The organism is Streptococcus pseudopneumoniae, from assembly GCF_001068775.1.
Taxonomy (GTDB): Bacteria; Bacillota; Bacilli; order Lactobacillales; family Streptococcaceae; genus Streptococcus; species Streptococcus pseudopneumoniae_N.
On record NZ_JWAJ01000130.1, the window covers coordinates 1 to 17487 of the forward strand.

A 17487-nucleotide genomic window follows, 5' to 3' on the forward strand; every position below is an offset into this window, starting at 1 on the left:
ACTTAATTTCTAGAAGTTCTTTTAGAATCCGTAGTGTACTATTCTAGATTCAACCAACTATAAAACTTTTAGCCTTTTTTAGGGCAAGCTATCTGACATTTCATAAAAAAAGTCTGAACAAAAAGTTCAAACTCCTTTTCTATATTATTGAAAATCTTTAATATTCCCATCGTAATTTGCCCAATCCTGGCTAAAGAAACGGTCATTCATTTGGTAATCAGGAGCTGTTGTTGGATTGCTCAAAAAAGGATTTACAACCTTATCAAACGCCAACCAGCCCAACCAACCAATATGAATCGTATCCTTAACAAAGTAGGGATCTCCTCCGTTTTTTGAAAAGTCAGCAATGTTGGTGAAACCTTGACTTTCTAACTGGTAACGAATTTTTTCCACAGCATGTTGATACATTTCCTCGCTGAGCTCTGTATGGGCCATCCATTTTTTATTGACAGGCTGAATAACAAAGAGCACATTGACCTTTGATTTGGCAAATTGATTAAGGACCAACTGCAAATCATTGTACTCAGAGGACTTGAGGAAATTATAATTCTTTTGATAGCCCTTATATTTCTCGAGGTAGTCTTTCACCTGGGTCTTATAAAATTGATTTTCAATTCCCATATCATTGTTACTGGTATTGGCTTCTGCATCCTTTCGAGCAATTTTTTCTAACTCTTCATAAGAAAATTGATCCGGAAGATCTTTTAAATAGTTCTCCACGTGTTCCTTGTACTTGAGTTTTCCTCGAATGGAAAATTGCCCAAATAGAGAGGCCTGACGCTCATTAAAACGCGCAAAAGCCTTGATAATAGCATGGTCGATTTCTGATAATTCCTCACCCTTTGACAGCTTCTCAACGATCCCCTTCATAGAGACTCCAGGATTTTGCTTTAAGAGACGTTTAGCTGCATGTTTGGCTGCTATATCTCCCGATTGATTTTCTAGAAAGGCTGTCAACTGATCGTTGTTAAAGTAGTTTTGGAAGAATGCTGGCTCATAGTCCTCCTCTGTAAACCACTGAGGCGAAATGACAAATACCGCCTGTTTTTCCTCGATTTCTGGTAAGATTTGCTGCAGACCGAAATACTGATTAAGAGAGGCTGCTCCTGCTTGTCCTAAAAAGTAGGGCCGGTAGGGGCGACTATACTTCTCCGCCAAGACCGCAGGATGCATGCTATCAAAACGAATCCACTCACTTGAGCCCAAAAAAGGAATAAAGCGCATATTGGGTTCCGTAAAGGCTCTCACTTTTTGGCTTCTCTCTTTAAAGCTCTCCGAACTAATCGCTGCTGCAGAATATTTTTCTTCAGTCAAATTATGACTTGGGTTGTTTGGATAAAAAAAGATCAGTAAGAAGACAAGAAAACTAGCAAGAAGCAAAGGGCCAAAGATTAACCACAAACGCTTAAGCATTCTTTAACTCCGTAATTCCTGCTATGATTTTATTAGCTGTATTCCAGTCATCACGACCAAATTCTGTAACTGGGACACGAATATCAAAGTGATTTTCGATTTCCACGATTAATTCAACTGTTCCCATACTGTCCAAGACACCCGCATCAAAAAGATCATCATCCATCATGTCAGAAACATCTTCCATAAACAATTCATCAATAATTTCAATAACTTCTGATTTGATATCCATTTTTTAATTCCTTTTATTTTTTAAACCATAAATCATTCAAAAATCCAGAGAAGATTAAGAATGAAATCATTACGACATGGAAGGTTATAACCATGCCAAGCAACTGAACCCAGCGATTCTCAGGCAAGGGAGCTTGCCCTGCTTTCTTACGTTCTTTATTGAGCGTTTTTTTCTTTCGAACCCAAGCATCATTAATCACTAAACCTAGCCCATGAAAGAGTCCATAGACAATGTAAAACCAAGTTATCCCATGCCAGAACCCCATAAGGAGCATGTTCAGGATATAGGCGACACTTGAAGTCACATTTCGATTCTTAAAAAGCTTCTTTCTCGTCATCACCATGACCATGCGCATAAAGACAAAGTCACGAAACCAGAAGGATAAACTCATGTGCCAGCGATTCCAAAACTCTTTCAAATCTCTTGACAAGAAAGGTTTGTTGAAGTTAATCGGACTACGAATTCCCATCAGATTTGAAATAGCTATAGCAAACATAGAGTAACCCGCAAAGTCAAAGAAGAGCTCCAGACCAAATGTGTACATGACTGCAACTACATAGTAGTTAAAGAAGCCACCTGTTTGTAAAGCTAAATTCTTTAGCGGTGGCAATAAAATCTCGCCTAAAATATGAGCTAGGATAAATTTATACAGAAATCCCCACATGATATACCGAACGGACTCGGCTAGCATATCCATCAACTCATCGCGCTCTGGAATTGTCTGATAATTTTCATTAAAACGTTTGAAACGATCAATAGGACCACTTGAAAAAGTCGGCATGAAGAGAAGGAAACGAAGGAATTCCCAGAGTGCGAAATCCTTAATCACTCCATCTCTCAGCTCGATTATAATCCCAACCGAACGAAACGTCAGATAAGAAATTCCCAAAAATCCAAGCAAAGACTGCGTTCCATTGATAGCTGGTTGCACCTTGACAAAGATAATCGGAAGTAGGGACAGAAAACTAACTAAGTAGAAAACCCACTTGCCATCCTTATTTTTTCGATAATGCTTGTAAAAAAGAACCAGTACCATTTGCCAAATTAGATAGATTCCTAAGGCAGCTAATTGATTGGTCTTGCCACCCGTCAACATGGTAACGATAAAGAAGAGACTAACCAGTATTTCATACCAAGAAAAGCGTTTTTTGAAAAAAAGACCGATAAAGATGGGCAAGGTAGCAGTAATCACGTACAAAAAGTACTGCGGATTCCCATACGGCTCAATATGAGGCAGCTGTTTCAGGAAATCCATCATCTATTATTCACCTCGTTAATCAATCCTTTGATATCAATCTTGCCATTTGGAGTCAGTGGCAATTCCTCTCTGTAAAGAAACTTAGATGGCATCATGTAAGACATCATAATATCTTCCAAGTCTTCCTTGATAGCCTTCGTGATATCAATTTCGCGCTCAAATTGTTCTTTGATGCCATCTTTCAAGATAACATAGGCTAAGAGATTTTGGACCTTGTGATCCTTGTTGTAACGTGGAACTGCAACAGCAGATTCAACGTACTTGGATTTGTTCAAGTTTTGAGAGACATCCTCTAGTTCAATACGATAGCCATTAAACTTGATCTGGAAGTCCATCCGTCCACCGTAAAGAAGAAGACCTTCATCTGTCATAGATCCCACATCGCCTGTGTGATAAGCTGGCAGACCTTCAAACTCAAAGAAGGCTTCAGCTGTTTTTTCAGGATTATTCATATAGCCTTTTGAAACAGCAGGTCCAGATACGATGATTTCCCCTTGTTCCCCATTTGGTAATTTATTGCCTTCCTCGTCAATGATAAAGGTTGGAGAATCAGCCTTGGTATAGCCGATTGGTAGGCGTTTGAGAGTCGCTAGCATCTCGTCTGTCACAGCAACTGCTGACAAGGCTACTGTCGCTTCTGTTGGTCCGTAGGCATTGATAATACGGGCATTTGGGAAACGTTCGCGTAGTTTTTGAGCCGTTTTAACCGTCAATTCTTCACCATCAAAGTAGAAATGCGTGATTCCAGGCATTGTCTCGCTATTAAAGTCTTCTGACAACATGGCCATATCTGCAAAGGAAGGGGTTGATGTCCAGATAGCGATTGGCAATGAAAAGATGGTCGCAAAGAGTTGCTTAAAGTCCTGAGTGATGGCAGATGGTAAGGCAAAAAGAGTTCCTCCCAGTGCCAAGGTCGGTGCCCAGTACATGACAGACAGGTCAAATGAATAAGGTGGTTGAGCCAGCATTTGCGGACGACTTGGCGTCGCAAATTCCTTGTCCGTAATCATCCAGTTGGTAAAGCTGAGCAAATTATTATGCGAAATCTGCACTCCCTTTGGCTTACCAGTTGTCCCTGAAGTAAAGATGATGTAGTAGTTATCATCTCCCTTGACTGGATGCGTCATCTCATAGCTCGCCCCTTTATCAAAGGTTTCTTGAACCTGAGCTAGATTCATCATCGGTGTAGAAACCTGCTCCAATGGAAATTCTGAAATGGCAATAATCAAACTTGGCTCTGCCACTTCTAAAATAGCTGAAACTCGCTCCAAAGCCGAATGGCTATCAATTGGAATGTAGGCATGACCTGACTTAGTCAGCGCTACAAAAGTTGCCAACATTTCATATTCTTGGCCACCAAAAACAACCACAGGAGACTTCTCTGGTAAATTCAGTTGATCAATAGCTGCAGCCAAACTATCCGAATCAGCCTTCAAATCTCCATAAGTGTGTTCCTGTCCCAAAACATTGTAAACAGGATCGCTAGGTTGTGTCTGAGCAAAATGCTCAATGGTTTCAATCATATCTACTATTGGTTTATTTGACACAATAGGAATTCTCCTTCAAGTTAAAATTCATTATAGATAAAGCCTCCTTGACCCTGGCCAAGATAACTAAAGAAATAAAGTAAACCCAGTAAAACAATAAAATACAGGACCGTTTGCCCTAAAAAAATATATAATGGTTTCTTTCTATCCATGATCGATTTCTTTTCTGTAAATTTCCGTCAATTTTTCCACAAACAATTACTATTTTTTCTTGTTCCCATTTTACCACTTTATTCCCTCTATTTTCAACTGTTTACCTTTTTTGGAAGTTGAGTTTAGCTTATTTTAAGACAAGTTCAAATATTAATGTTTTGCCCTTAAAAAACAACAAAGTTTGTGAATCCAATCTCAAACTTTGTTACAAATAGCTCTTTTATCTTAGAAAAGTGAGAATACAAGAACGGCCAAGGCTGCACCGATAACAGGTCCCACAACAGGAATCCAAGCGTAAGACCAGTCTCCATCTCCCTTGTTTGAAATTGGCAAGATGCTGTGCATGATACGAGGTCCAAGGTCACGCGCAGGGTTCAAGGCATAACCTGTTGTCCCACCTAGTGATAGACCGATACCAACAATCAAAGTCCCCACTGCGAAGGTTCCGATACCTGCCTGAAAATCGTAAAGACCCAAAGCAAAGATTGTCAAGACCAATACAAAAGTTCCAAGGATTTCGCTAATCAAGTTTGATACAGTATCCTTAATAGCTGGACCAGTGCTGAAAGTAGCCAAAATATTTCCTGCATTTTCTTCTGCCTCATAATGCGGTTTGAATTGCAACCAAACCAAAATCTGACCCAGCATAGCCCCTGCAAACTGAGCTAGGATATAAGGGAAAACGGAAGCCCAAGGCAAACCACCTTTTAAAGCTACACCAATGGTCACAGCTGGGTTTAAATGAGCTGGACTGAGCTTGCCAGATACAAATACTGCAACCGCAACTGCAATCCCCCAACCCATAGTAATCACAATCCAACCTGCATTGTTGCTCTTGGTTTTAGGAAGAACCACACCTGCTACAACACCATTTCCTAGAAGAATTAGGATTAAAGTCCCTAGAAATTCTCCAAATAATTCATTCATCATCTTTCTGTCTCCATTAAAAAGGAGGAGAGGGTAGACTAGGAGTCCTGCCCGCCACCTCTTTTATTTTTTCTTAATTTTTTAATTCTGCTAAATCGTTGTTAGCAAGAGCTGATTCGACATCAGCGCGGTAAGCTGCTTTTTCATCTTCTGTCCATTCATAGAATCGTCCCATTTCATCCAAAACTGGCTCAACGATGCTATCCAAACTATCACGCATAAAGAGCATATGGTTGGTACGACGAAGAAGGAAGTCAACTGGGCTAAGAGCCAACTCATTGCGCATTGCATAGTGAAGGGACAAAGTATCAGCCAAGCTGAGTCCTGGCGCTTGTTCCAAGCTGTGAGCAAGGGCAAAGACTTTCGGTGCATTTGAACCATAGAGATTTGCGAGATAGTGGGCTTCCTTACTATCCAAACCACGTGACACTCCAAGTTGCGCAAAGGCTTCGATTTCTGAGTCCACATTTGCTGGGTTCAATTCTCCACCTGAAACAGGATATGTCTTAGAGTTGATGAGTTTAAAGCTGCGGTCAAATTCTGCTTTAAGGATATTAACCACGCGCTCCATAGCTCCTTCAGCCATCTTACGGTAGTCTGTGATTTTACCACCAGCAAGGGTCAAAAGGCCATTGTCATCACGGTCCAAGCTAGAACCACGAGAAACTGCAGATGGATCCAAATGCTTCTCAGATGTGCTACTTTCAAGCTTGCTGACAGCAGATTCAACATCTTCACGCGTTTTTTCTTTCGATAGATAAGCTTCGACAGTCGCAATCAAGCTATTGAAGCTTTCATCGCTAATAGTTCCGTTATTTCCTCCATTGTAGTCAGAAGCGCTATTGCCTGCGATCAATGGACGAAGACCTGCCCAGCTACTTTCGATATCATCAATGGTGATGTTGGCTTCTGGGAAACGGTTGTTGACAATGCCAAGTAGGTAATCTACATCTTCTTGAGTTACTTTTGGATGTTCCAAATCACCTGTGTAGTCTGTATCAGTTGTACCAAAGTAAGTCTTGTTTTCACGTGGGAGAACAAAGACCATACGACCGTCACCCAAACCTGTGTCAAAGTAAACTGGCTGTGACACCTTGATCTTGCTTGAATCCACTACCAAGTGAACTCCCTTAGTTGGACGCATTTGTGAGAATTGTGTTCCCTTATTAGACAAATTACGTACCTTGTCGCTCCAAGGACCTGTTGTGTTAATCACCAGACGGGCCTTGATTTCAAAGACTTGGTCTGTCAACAAATCACGAGCTACAACACCTGTAATCTTGCCACTTTCGTCAAAGAGGAAGCCTTCTGCCTTCACGTGGTTGGCAATGAGGGCACCATCTTGGTTGGCACGTTTGATGTTTTCGATCACGAGACGCGCATCGTTGTTACGGAAGTCAAGATAAACTCCACCTCCTACCAAACCTTCTTTCTTCAAGTTTGGCTGGCGTTCCAAGACTTCTTCCTTACTCAAGACCTTGTTGGCAGCTGGCGTGTTATTAACCCCTGCTAAAAGGTCATACAAGTCCATGGCTACTTTGAGACGGAAGAGGCTAAAGGTCGCTCCATCCTCATCGTAAACTGGCAAGAGCATTGGATCTGGTTTTGGAATGTGTGGAGCAATTTGTTGTACCACTGCACGTTCTGAAACCGTATCTGATACTACTTCTACGTCAAATTGCTTGAGGTAACGAAGACCTCCGTGAACCAATTTTGTTGAACGGCTAGATGTTCCTTCTGCAAAGTCTTGCATTTCAATCAAACCAGTATCTAGACCACTAGCTGCCGCCTGCAAGGCTACACCAGCCCCTGTGATTCCTCCACCGATAATCAAGAGGTCCAGGGTACGTTCCTGCATTTTTTTAATTGATAATTCACGTGTTTTCTTTGAAAATTCCATATTTACACACTTTCTAACTAGTCGCTTTATTCTTCCAGTATTAGTCATCGATTTCCGCAAAGACTTGAGTTGCTTTCACAGCCTTCTTCCAGCCCTTGTAGAGTTGTTCCTTGCGCGATTCGTTCATAGATGGCTCAAAGAGTTCTCCTGTCTCGTTCAAGAGCTTCAACTCATCCAAGTCTTTCCAGTAACCAACTGCCAAACCAGCTAGGAAGGCTGCTCCTAGAGCAGTTGTTTCCAAGTTTTTGGCGCGTGCGATGTCGATTCCCAAGATGTCAGCTTGGAACTGCATGAGGAAGTTGTTCATAGCTGCACCACCGTCTACTTTCAAGACTTGGATAGCTGTCTGAGCATCCACTTGCATCGTATCGATGATATCACGTACTTGATAAGCGATAGATTGCAAGGTTGCCTTGATAAAGTCTTCTTTGCTTGTTCCACGAGTCAAACCAAAGACAGAACCGCGAGCGTTTTGGTTCCAGTATGGAGCACCTAGACCTGTAAAGGCTGGTACGACATAGACTTCATCGTTGTTGTGAGAATCACGAGCGTATTTTTCAGATTCTGGTGAATTTTCGACCATGCGAAGACCGTCACGAAGCCACTGAATAGCACTTCCTGCGATGAAGATAGAACCTTCCAAGGCATAGTAAACCTTGCCGTTAATTCCGTAACCAATGGTTGTCAAAAGATTGTTTTCAGACAACTGCATCTCTTCACCAGTATTCATAATGATGAAAGAGCCTGTTCCATAAGTATTTTTAACCATACCAGGTTCAAAGGCCAACTGTCCAAAGAGGGCCGCCTGTTGGTCCCCAGCCATACCTGAGATTGGCACTTGTCCACCATAGAAATGGAATGGCGCTGTCTTACCGTAAATTTCAGAGTTAGAACGAACTTCTGGCAGCATAGCCTTAGGAATGTTGAGAATTTCCAAAATCTCATCATCCCAATTGAGTTCTTTAATGTTATAAAGCATGGTACGAGCTGCATTTGAGTAGTCAGTCACGTGAGCCGCACCGTCAGTCAATTTCCAAACCAGCCAAGTATCAATGGTACCAAAGAGCAATTCTCCTTTTTCTGCTCGCTCTTGAGCGCCCTCTACATGGTCCAAAATCCAACGAACCTTGGTAGCAGAGAAGTAAGCATCAATGATCAAACCAGTCTTTTCATGGAATTTTTCCACATAACCTTGACTTTTTAGTTGCTCAGCCAAAGGGGCTGTCTGGCGTGATTGCCAAACGATAGCGTTGTAGATAGGGAGCCCTGTTTTCTTATCCCAGACAACAGTTGTTTCACGCTGGTTGGTAATCCCGATTGCTTCGATTTGATTTGGCTTGACACCACTTTCGATGAAAGCTCCAGCAATAACAGACTGGACGGAATTCCAAATTTCATTGGCATTATGCTCAACCCAACCTGCCTGAGGAAAAATCTGAGTGAACTCCTTTTGACTCGAGCTAACTTTTTCTCCTTTTTTGTTGAAAATAATGGCACGAGAACTTGTAGTTCCCTGGTCAATGGCCATGATGTATTTTTCTTGTGACATATGCTGTCCTCCTGATAAAGATCTTGAGGATGTTTCCTCTTTACACTTACTAGTATACAAAATAAAGCGCTTTCTTGTTCATCAACTTTTTTTAATTTTTAAAAAAATATGAGGAGATTGTGCGAATTTCACAAAAAAGACCTGGAACAACCAAGCCTTTTAAGTGAACAATAACTGACGAATCCCTGCCAAATCCTCCATATCCAAGTCGTTTTTTAAATAATAAACTGGAGTCTGTTCCTTCTTATGAATCGGGTTATTTGTAACCAGCAAATCATAATGCCGAGTTCGGTCATAGGCTTCAATAGTAATAAAACGATTGTATTCCAAATACCGTTTCAAAATGGCTGCCATCCTTGAAAAGACAAGAAAACCAGATGTCAAATCCAGGCCAATCCGCATATGCTGGCCACCATTTTCAGCCATATATTCGATTAACTGGAGCCATTCCCAGAGAATTTTCTTATCCAAATCCGTCCCCTGCCGAAAGGCAGGTAGAGCATAAAAAATCTCCTCTGCCGTTCCCCTAAAATCATGTTCCATCAGCAAATAAGGATGGCGATTCTCTAACTGGTACTTGTAGCGATCCTGTAAAATATAGCCCTTGTATAGGTAGACTTGAGCACAAAGCTGACTAAGTTCATAGGTGACATGGTCCTCTGTATAATCACCCAGCAACTCCTCTTTCTTCATTTCTTGAATCAATTGCGTCAGTAAACCTACTAATTGCCCTCCAAAACCAAGAATATACTCCATAGTATGAAGAGGAAGAATGCGATGAGATAGGAGAAAAGAGAAGAATATCATCATCTCACCATCCTCAGTTCCTAGAGGGATATGTTGCCCAGCAAAAAAGGACGGAACCTTTCTCAGCAAACGAAGGTAGAAAATATTGTCAAAATACCCTTGCATTTTCTCTTCTATAACTTGAAACTGACAGGCATTGACCCGAAGACGCTGTTGACTGATATGAGACCAGAGAACCAAGTCCAATTTCTGCCCCGAAGACAAACTCGCACCGCAGATTTCTTCTAGTGTAGTAATTTCCTGCTTTCTCTCTGGTTTCTGCATGTGACCTTCCCACTCCTGACTGGACCAAACCTTGCGAAAAAGACAAAAATAAAAGTAACGAATCTGATGCTCTGGACCTCGCCAACGTCCATTTTGGATGGATAAATCAAATTCTGACAAAATCTGATTTAAGCTAGCTAAGTGACGACCAAGCGTAGCCTCACTAATCATCAATTCTTGAGCCAGCTGATGGGCTAAAAACTGTTGGTGGTAGAGGAGATAGACCAAAATCTGGTATTTAACAGCATTCTCCAAAAACAAGCTCCGAATATCTCTCCCCTTGGTAGCTGCACCGATCGACAGGCGCAGATTTTCATCTTCTAAGGAGATGTTCAGCTCTAAGCCACTATCCAAAGCCTTTTCATTAAGAAGGGTGACATATTTGGTTAGAGTTGCTTTTGAAAATCCTGTTTCCTCCATTACAGCCTTGACAGTCGTCTGAGACTCTTGTAATAGAAAGGAAAGGATTGAAAATTGGCCAGATTCGGCCTTTTCCATCAAATCTCCTAAATACATTTGTTACCCCTTTCATTTTCTACATTAAGCATAGCATAAATCTTACAAATGCTGAAATAATCTGTTTCTCTTTTTATTTTCCTGCTGATTTCCTAGTCCATTATCCTAAAAATCAACAAACACACGGCTCCCCCTTTGGGCATTTTTATGCTAAAATAGTAGCTATGGATAAAATTATTAAAACTATATCAGAAAGCGGAGCCTTTCGTGCTTTTGTCCTTGACAGCACAGAAACAGTCCGCACTGCTCAAGAAAAACACCAAACCCAAGCTAGCTCAACTGTAGCGCTTGGTCGAACTCTTATCGCTAGCCAGATTCTCGCAGCCAATGAAAAAGGAAATACTAAACTAACAGTTAAGGTGCTGGGATCTAGCTCTCTAGGTGCTATCATCACCGTCGCTGATACCAAGGGGAATGTCAAAGGCTATATTCAAAATCCTGGTGTTGACATCAAAAAGACTGCAACTGGTGAAGTCCTAGTCGGACCTTTTGTTGGAAATGGTCAATTCCTCGTTATCACAGACTATGGTACTGGAAATCCTTACAACTCTATGACTCCCCTCATCTCTGGAGAAATTGGTGAAGACCTTGCCTTTTACCTGACTGAAAGCCAACAAACGCCTTCAGCAGTCGGCCTCAATGTCCTTTTGGACGAGGAAGACAAGGTCAAGGTTGCAGGTGGTTTCCTAGTTCAAGTCTTACCAGGAGCCAAGGAAGAAGAGATTGCTCGCTTTGAAAAACGCATCCAAGAAATGCCAGCTATCTCAACGCTTCTCGAAAGTGAAGACCATATCGAAGCCCTCATCAAGGCTATCTACGGTGACGAAGCCTACAAGCGTCTTTCTGAAGAAGAAATCTGTTTCCAATGTGACTGTAGCCATGAGCGCTTTATGAAGGTTCTTTCTAGTCTGCCAAGCTCAGACTTGCAGGAAATGAAGGACGAAGACCACGGGGCAGAAATCACTTGTCAATTCTGCCAAACTACTTACAACTTTGATGAAAACGACCTGGAGGAACTCATTCGTGACAAATCTTAATACACCTTTTATGATTGGCAATGTTGAGATTCCCAATCGTACCGTTTTAGCACCTATGGCTGGTGTCACCAACTCAGCCTTTCGTACTATCGCAAAAGAGCTTGGAGCTGGACTCGTTGTCATGGAAATGGTCTCTGACAAGGGAATCCAATACAACAATGAAAAAACCCTTCACATGCTTCATATCGATGAAGGCGAAAACCCTGTCTCTATCCAACTTTTTGGTAGCGATGAAGACAGCCTAGCACGCGCAGCAGAATTCATCCAAGAAAATACCAAGACCGATATCGTTGATATCAACATGGGTTGCCCAGTTAATAAAATCGTAAAAAACGAAGCTGGGGCTATGTGGCTCAAGGATCCAGACAAGATTTACTCGATCATCAACAAGGTCCAATCTGTACTTGATATCCCCCTTACTGTCAAAATGCGTACTGGATGGGCTGACCCATCTCTGGCAGTTGAAAATGCCCTCGCTGCTGAAGCAGCAGGTGTCTCTGCCCTCGCCATGCATGGCCGTACCCGTGAACAAATGTACACTGGTCACGCAGACCTTGAGACTCTTCACAAGGTTGCACAAGCTCTAACAAAAATTCCATTCATCGCCAACGGCGATATCCGTACGGTCCAAGAAGCCAAGCAACGCATCGAAGAAGTTGGTGCTGATGCCGTTATGATTGGACGCGCAGCTATGGGGAATCCTTACCTCTTCAATCAAATCAATCACTACTTTGAAACTGGAGAAATCCTTCCTGATTTAACCTTTGAAGATAAGATGAACATCGCCTACGAGCACTTGAAACGCTTGATTAACCTCAAGGGAGAAAAGGTTGCGGTCCGTGAATTCCGTGGACTAGCTCCTCACTACCTCCGTGGAACATCAGGTGCAGCTAAACTTCGTGGAGCGATCTCACAAGCAAGCACACTAGCCGAGATTGTAGCTCTATTGCAATTAGATAAGGCTTAAACTTCTATACTACCTTTCAAGCAAGGAGTGATTCCTAGTCCCTCTCATACCACCGTACCTGTCGTTCTGCATGCAGCATTTCAACATATACCGTTCAAGGTAACAATCCAATCCCACCGTCTAACAGGTGGTTTGCACCAGGGCTATAAGCCCAAATTACCAGCCAGCGCCTAAAGACGCTGGCTTTCACSTTGTTCAAGCCTYATTGCTCTTGACTCGTCACTTGCCTCTTAAAGAGGCGTGAGTATTACTTACCACTATCCCTAAAAGGACCCTCATATTCTTTCACACTTAATTTATCTAGTGCTATATCATACTTTACTCGTTCTCAAATTTTCATACTCGTGAAGAAATCATCCACTGTATAATTTCTTTAATCTTGAATATATTTCCTAATTGTGGCTTCATTGAGTCCAACCGTACTCACATAATAACCTTCTGCTCAGAAATGCCGATTCCCAAACTTATAACCTTCGACGCGCACCTCACGGAGCGAGACGGACTAATAATCACAATTAAAAAGCTAGAGTTCCGCAATTGGAAATCTCTAGCTTTTTTGTGGTTGAGAACTATTTTGTCCAAGGCTCGTAAAACAACCTTATAAAAATGACAAATTTTATCCCTTTTAGCGTTCACGTTTACGTTGAATTGTAAATCCTAAAATTAATCCCAAAATAGTATATCCACCGAGAGCTATCTGACGTTCCACTCGAGAATAACTACCAGTATTTGGTAACTCCTGTTTAGTCGCATCTTTTCTACTAAACGTAGATAATGTTTGAGATGGCGTGTCATTCGGTCTAGCACCAGCATGTTTTGGACTTGTCTTATAACCATTCAATTCGGCATTCAAATCAAAAGCTGGAAGTTCTGTCAGTGTTACAGTTGGTGTGTCAACTGTTGTGGCACCAATTCCATCTTCATTTTGGGTCACTTTGTAACCATTCAATTCACCGTTTAGGTCAAAAGATGGAAGTTCTGTTGGTGTCACAGTTGGTGCGTCAACTGTTGTAGCACCAATTCCATCTTCATTTTGAGTCACTTTGTAACCGTTCAATTCGGCATTCAAATCAAAAGCTGGAAGTTCTTCAACACTTGGTGTTTCACGCGTAACTGCAGAAACTACACCTGTTGTGTCTTGATAAACTGCAAGAGCTTTGTCAATTGCAAGAATATCAGTCAAACGTTGAACATTAGATTTAGCGTCAGAAAGTGCTTTTTGGGCTTGTGTAAGCGCAACTTTTGCGTCCGCCACACGTTTGTAGGCAGCTGCTTTATCTTCTTCAGCCTTAGCCAATTTAGCATTCAAGTCACCCAATTGGCCTTGCAGGCGAGCTGCCTTATCACGAGCCTCAGTTGCTTTATTGATTTCACCTTGGACAGCCGCTACGCGTCCAGTCAAATGTTTGACGTAATTTGTAGCACGGTCAGCTGCAACGTTCTTTTCTTCAAGAGTTACTTCAGTTGCTTGAGCAGCTAACTTGGCAGTTGCGAGAGTTGCAGTCGCCTCGTTCAACTCAGTTGTTGCGTTGGCAATAGCTGCAGCACGTTGTTCTTGACTACGTGTAGCCGCTGCCAATTGATTACTCAACGCTGTTTGACGTGTGACAAGGGCATTGCGTTCACCTTCTTGACGAGCCTTAAGAGCCTTCAAATCATTCAAGGCGCTTACGAGTTCGCTATTATCACCTTCTTGTTTGTGAGTTACAAATACAAAATGGTGGTCTGCGATGAATTTCATTTTGCGACCGTAGAATGTCGGGTTAAGCGCATCATCCTTGAAGTTGTTGATATTATCCCAATACTTCTTAGTAGATTCACTTTCTTCTTCAAGGTAGGTTGTTCCGTCTTCGTCTGTTGAATAGGTACTGCCAGTATGAGCGTTATTTTCAAATGCCGCATAACGAGATGTACCATTTGAACCCACAATGTTGGCAAGGGCCAGACCCATTTTTCCACCCATTGGTATTAAAAGTGCTCGACGGTGACCATGATTGGCACCCGATACATTACGATAATCATCATACCATGTGAGCAACATATCATATGCCAATGTTTCGTTAGTCACAATGCGGTTGAAATTGATGTATCCATCTTCAGACGACACAAATTCCCCGAAACCATTGACGATATTTTCAAGACCTTTTTCATTCTTGTTACCTGGTGCAGTCAATGCTGTTTTGTGACTCAACTTGTCATTACGTTGCATTTCATTAGCGCGTTGTTGAGCATAATCTAAGTATGCGTCATCCACTTGCATATTACCTGCGACACCATTCGCCTCACGTAATTCATTAAGCAATTTAACAAATGCCTGAGACAATCCGCGGTTATCCACTTTATAGCGGAACACTGGTTGTTTCTTGAATGTATGATTTACAACATCATATGGTGCGTTACGGTAGTCTTCGAGTGCTTTTTGGAAATCCAACATATCTTGAGTCGCTTCGATTTCAACAATTTTAACACCTTGGAAGTTTACAGGTTCCATTGTCGGGTTACCTGATGCATCTTTTGGTGCATTGTTGCGGTTATGCTCGTAATCCATAAGATTGTCATGCGCTACCGCATTACGCTCAGATGGGTTCAAGTCAATCGTTTTGATAACTGGTTTGTAGTTATCCACTTCTTGTTGCTTCGCGTCAATACGACTACTTGTAGCAGCAATTTGTGCAGATTTTGCAGTTAATTGACTAGTAACGTCATCCAATTCGGTTTGGATTTGTTTAGGGTCTTGACTAGTTGTTGCGGTTGCTTGATTCAAAACAGCTTTCTTGTCTTCGACAGTTTTCTCAGCAGCTGTGACAGCTTTTGCAGCGTCGTCATGAGCTTGTTTGGCATTCACAACTTCACCTTTTGCAGTTTGCTCAGCAGTTTTTGCGTCTGAAAGTTCAGCATTGAGTTCTGATTTTTGTTCATTTTTGGTGCCAATAACCTTATTTTGCTCTTCAACAATTGTAGCTGCTTTTTGCGCCGTCTTGATGTCTTCTTTGATATCCGCTACAGCTTTTTCAGCGGTTGACTGTTGGTCTTCCGCAGCTTGTACATCTGCACTCTTTTGGTCGACGGTTGCTTGCGCGGCTTTAGCAACCTCTTGAGCCCTACTCAAATCTTGACCTGTCACTGCTGTTTTTTGTATGGTTGTTGATGTGGTAGGTTGTGAAAGCTCGTCTGCTTGAACAGTTGTATTAACAACACCAGCACCGACAAGAACAGAAGTTAAACCAGCACCTAATAAAATATCTTTCTTTTGCATATATTCTCCTAATATAAAATTCATGATTCATTTTCAAAATTATAGCCTGTTCTCCTAAGAGGAACAAAGTTCGGTATTATAATTCTCTCATTATCTGTTTTCTATAATCCTATGATGAGTCCTTGTCTCTAATAATTGAATTGTCTGAATTACAGATTGATAGCGAACATTATCTTGGATAGTAGCTAAACTACTTTGCATCACTTCTTGATTGTATTCCACTCTTTCACGGTGTTTTTCTTCCGCCAGTAAATTAGCTGCTTCTTTAAAGTTATCAGCTCTATAAGTTTCTAGATAACTATATAAGAGATATAGGTCATCCATATTAAAATAATCTTCTGGAATTTCTTCTTTATAATCAAGGAACTGCTTATCTCTCAACAGTTCTACACCTTTTTGGCGATATTTGTTAGAAGCATCATTATCATAAGCATTTGAAAATTCCTTCTTGGCAGAATGATTATAAAATGCTTTTACAATAGCAAAAATAGGAAAAAACAGCAATTGAAACAATCCATAAGTTACAGGTACTTGTATAATAATTAACGAAGTTATAGGGTAGGTATTTGTAATAGCTCCCCATATATTTACTATTAAAATAAAACTAATAATAATTATGTTAAATACTTTTTTAATTTTATAATATTTACCCATAATACTATCATAGGCTTTATTTTGCTCAGCCGAAATGGCCTTGTCCAAATCCGATACTGTTTTTAAAACTTGAAAACAATACCCAAACATATAAAGCAATTGTTCCCTATTATATCTATTCATATTGGTTTAAAGTCTCCCTATGGCCATAATCCGATTTTTGAGTATATTTATTATACAACTATCTATTATACCCCCCCCCGAAATGGCTTTGTCAAGGGATTTCTATTAATTTTAATAAAATATTTTATTGCCATCTATCTAGATTTTTGTTATCTGAAAAAGATTGATATCTAGTGTGTCACAACACTCAAAACTGAGCAAAAAAATAGGTTCATTTAAAAATTATTGTTTAAAATCATAACCACCCGTCAAACGGGTAGTTTGCACCAGAACGCTATAAGTCCAAATTACCAGCCAGCGCCTAAAGATGCTGGCTTTCACCTTGTTCAAGCTGACTCGTCACTTGCCTCTTAAAGAGGCGTGAGTATTACTTACCACTATCCCTAAAGAGATCCTCATATTCTTTCACACTTCATTTATCTAGTGCTATATCATGCTTTACTCGCTCTCAAATTTTCATACTCGTGAAGAAATCATCCACTGGATAATTTCTTTAATCTTGAATATATTTCTTAATTGTGGCTTCATTGAGCCCTACTGTACTCACATAATAACCTTCCGCCCAGAAATACCGATTTCCAAACTTATACTTGAGGTTGGCGTGTTTATCAAACATCATGAGTGCACTTTTGCCTTTTAAATAACCCATGAATTATCCTTGGTGGAATACTTACCAACATATGTACATAATCACGCATCAAGTGTCCGTCGATAATTTCAATACCTTCATAACTACACAAGCGATGAAATATTTCGCCTAAACTACTTCGATATTGATTATAGATGATTTTTCGTCTATACTTAGGGGTGAACACAATGTGATGGAACACATCCACTTTGTGTGTGATAAACTATGAGACTTTTGTGCCATGGTTTTCTCCTTT

General features: G+C 41.0%; 13 protein-coding genes and 2 pseudogenes. 2 read left to right on the top strand and 13 right to left on the bottom strand.

The genetic code is table 11. The features are described from left to right. Positions 1 to 144 precede the first annotated feature (144 nt). The 9 genes from dltD to ADF68_RS07905 all read right to left on the bottom strand — a co-directional run bounded on the left by dltD (position 145) and on the right by ADF68_RS07905 (position 10566). Complete coding sequence (gene dltD / locus ADF68_RS07865; protein WP_049549332.1) at positions 145 to 1413, bottom strand: D-alanyl-lipoteichoic acid biosynthesis protein DltD; 1269 nt, start codon at positions 1411 to 1413, stop codon at positions 145 to 147. Continuing rightward, positions 1406 to 1645: a D-alanine--poly(phosphoribitol) ligase subunit DltC gene (gene dltC, locus ADF68_RS07870; RefSeq protein ID WP_049549333.1), complete on the bottom strand. Its 240-nt coding sequence runs from the start codon at positions 1643 to 1645 to the stop codon at positions 1406 to 1408. Before dltC ends, dltD begins: the two co-directional genes overlap by 8 nt. A gap of 13 nt (positions 1646 to 1658) precedes the next feature. Further along, complete coding sequence (gene dltB / locus ADF68_RS07875) at positions 1659 to 2903, bottom strand: D-alanyl-lipoteichoic acid biosynthesis protein DltB (protein WP_049549334.1); 1245 nt, start codon at positions 2901 to 2903, stop codon at positions 1659 to 1661. Further along, positions 2900 to 4450 (bottom strand): D-alanine--poly(phosphoribitol) ligase subunit DltA, encoded by a 1551-nt coding sequence (dltA, locus tag ADF68_RS07880; RefSeq protein WP_049549335.1) that lies wholly within the window; start codon positions 4448 to 4450, stop codon positions 2900 to 2902. Before dltA ends, dltB begins: the two co-directional genes overlap by 4 nt. Before the next feature lie 20 nt (positions 4451 to 4470). Continuing rightward, positions 4471 to 4602, bottom strand: coding sequence for a teichoic acid D-Ala incorporation-associated protein DltX (locus ADF68_RS07885; RefSeq protein ID WP_000375187.1), 132 nt, complete (start codon positions 4600 to 4602; stop codon positions 4471 to 4473). A 226-nt stretch (positions 4603 to 4828) separates the two neighbouring features. Continuing rightward, positions 4829 to 5533 (bottom strand): MIP/aquaporin family protein, encoded by a 705-nt coding sequence (locus tag ADF68_RS07890; protein ID WP_049549336.1) that lies wholly within the window; start codon positions 5531 to 5533, stop codon positions 4829 to 4831. Positions 5534 to 5603: 70 nt separating this feature from the next. Continuing rightward, positions 5604 to 7430: a type 1 glycerol-3-phosphate oxidase gene (glpO, locus tag ADF68_RS07895; RefSeq protein WP_049549337.1), complete on the bottom strand. Its 1827-nt coding sequence runs from the start codon at positions 7428 to 7430 to the stop codon at positions 5604 to 5606. A gap of 40 nt (positions 7431 to 7470) precedes the next feature. Next, positions 7471 to 8979, bottom strand: a complete 1509-nt coding sequence (gene glpK, locus ADF68_RS07900) for a glycerol kinase GlpK (RefSeq protein WP_049549338.1) — start codon at positions 8977 to 8979, stop codon at positions 7471 to 7473. Positions 8980 to 9138: 159 nt separating this feature from the next. Continuing rightward, entirely contained in the window at positions 9139 to 10566 is a 1428-nt protein-coding gene (locus ADF68_RS07905; protein ID WP_049549339.1) for a helix-turn-helix domain-containing protein, read from the bottom strand. 164 nt (positions 10567 to 10730) lie between these two features. Here ADF68_RS07905 and hslO point away from each other — a divergent pair, with 164 nt between their 5' ends. Both hslO and dusB read left to right on the top strand, forming a co-directional pair. Continuing rightward, positions 10731 to 11603 carry an Hsp33 family molecular chaperone HslO gene (gene hslO, locus ADF68_RS07910; protein WP_049549340.1) on the top strand — a complete coding sequence of 291 codons (873 nt, stop codon included), beginning with the start codon at positions 10731 to 10733 and terminating at the stop codon, positions 11601 to 11603. Next, a complete protein-coding gene (gene dusB / locus ADF68_RS07915; RefSeq protein ID WP_049549341.1) occupies positions 11590 to 12570 on the top strand; it encodes a tRNA dihydrouridine synthase DusB in 981 nt (326 codons plus the stop codon). The genes hslO and dusB overlap by 14 nt, the downstream gene beginning before the upstream one ends. A gap of 247 nt (positions 12571 to 12817) precedes the next feature. On the opposite strand, the pseudogene ADF68_RS10645 reads toward dusB, so the two are convergent. The 4 genes and pseudogenes from ADF68_RS10645 to tnpA all read right to left on the bottom strand — a co-directional run. Continuing rightward, positions 12818 to 13039 (bottom strand): annotated as a pseudogene (locus tag ADF68_RS10645) (hypothetical protein); the annotation flags it as partial. A gap of 156 nt (positions 13040 to 13195) precedes the next feature. Continuing rightward, complete coding sequence (locus ADF68_RS07920) at positions 13196 to 15826, bottom strand: CAP domain-containing protein (protein ID WP_049549342.1); 2631 nt, start codon at positions 15824 to 15826, stop codon at positions 13196 to 13198. Between the two features lie 90 nt (positions 15827 to 15916). After that, a complete protein-coding gene (locus ADF68_RS07925) occupies positions 15917 to 16603 on the bottom strand; it encodes a hypothetical protein (RefSeq protein ID WP_049549343.1) in 687 nt (228 codons plus the stop codon). A gap of 412 nt (positions 16604 to 17015) precedes the next feature. Beyond that, positions 17016 to 17474, bottom strand: a pseudogene (gene tnpA / locus ADF68_RS07930) (IS200/IS605 family transposase). Positions 17475 to 17487 lie beyond the last annotated feature (13 nt).

Coding starts and splice junctions, on each gene's coding strand:
- dltB (WP_049549334.1), bottom strand. CDS start 2,903: ATGATGGATTTCCTGAAACAGCTGCCTCATATTGAGCCGTATGGGAAT.
- dltD (WP_049549332.1), bottom strand. CDS start 1,413: ATGCTTAAGCGTTTGTGGTTAATCTTTGGCCCTTTGCTTCTTGCTAGT.
- dltC (WP_049549333.1), bottom strand. CDS start 1,645: ATGGATATCAAATCAGAAGTTATTGAAATTATTGATGAATTGTTTATG.
- hslO (WP_049549340.1), top strand. CDS start 10,731: ATGGATAAAATTATTAAAACTATATCAGAAAGCGGAGCCTTTCGTGCT.
- ADF68_RS07925 (WP_049549343.1), bottom strand. CDS start 16,603: ATGAATAGATATAATAGGGAACAATTGCTTTATATGTTTGGGTATTGT.
- ADF68_RS07890 (WP_049549336.1), bottom strand. CDS start 5,533: ATGATGAATGAATTATTTGGAGAATTTCTAGGGACTTTAATCCTAATT.
- ADF68_RS07920 (WP_049549342.1), bottom strand. CDS start 15,826: ATGCAAAAGAAAGATATTTTATTAGGTGCTGGTTTAACTTCTGTTCTT.
- ADF68_RS07905 (WP_049549339.1), bottom strand. CDS start 10,566: ATGTATTTAGGAGATTTGATGGAAAAGGCCGAATCTGGCCAATTTTCA.
- glpK (WP_049549338.1), bottom strand. CDS start 8,979: ATGTCACAAGAAAAATACATCATGGCCATTGACCAGGGAACTACAAGT.
- ADF68_RS07885 (WP_000375187.1), bottom strand. CDS start 4,602: ATGGATAGAAAGAAACCATTATATATTTTTTTAGGGCAAACGGTCCTG.
- glpO (WP_049549337.1), bottom strand. CDS start 7,430: ATGGAATTTTCAAAGAAAACACGTGAATTATCAATTAAAAAAATGCAG.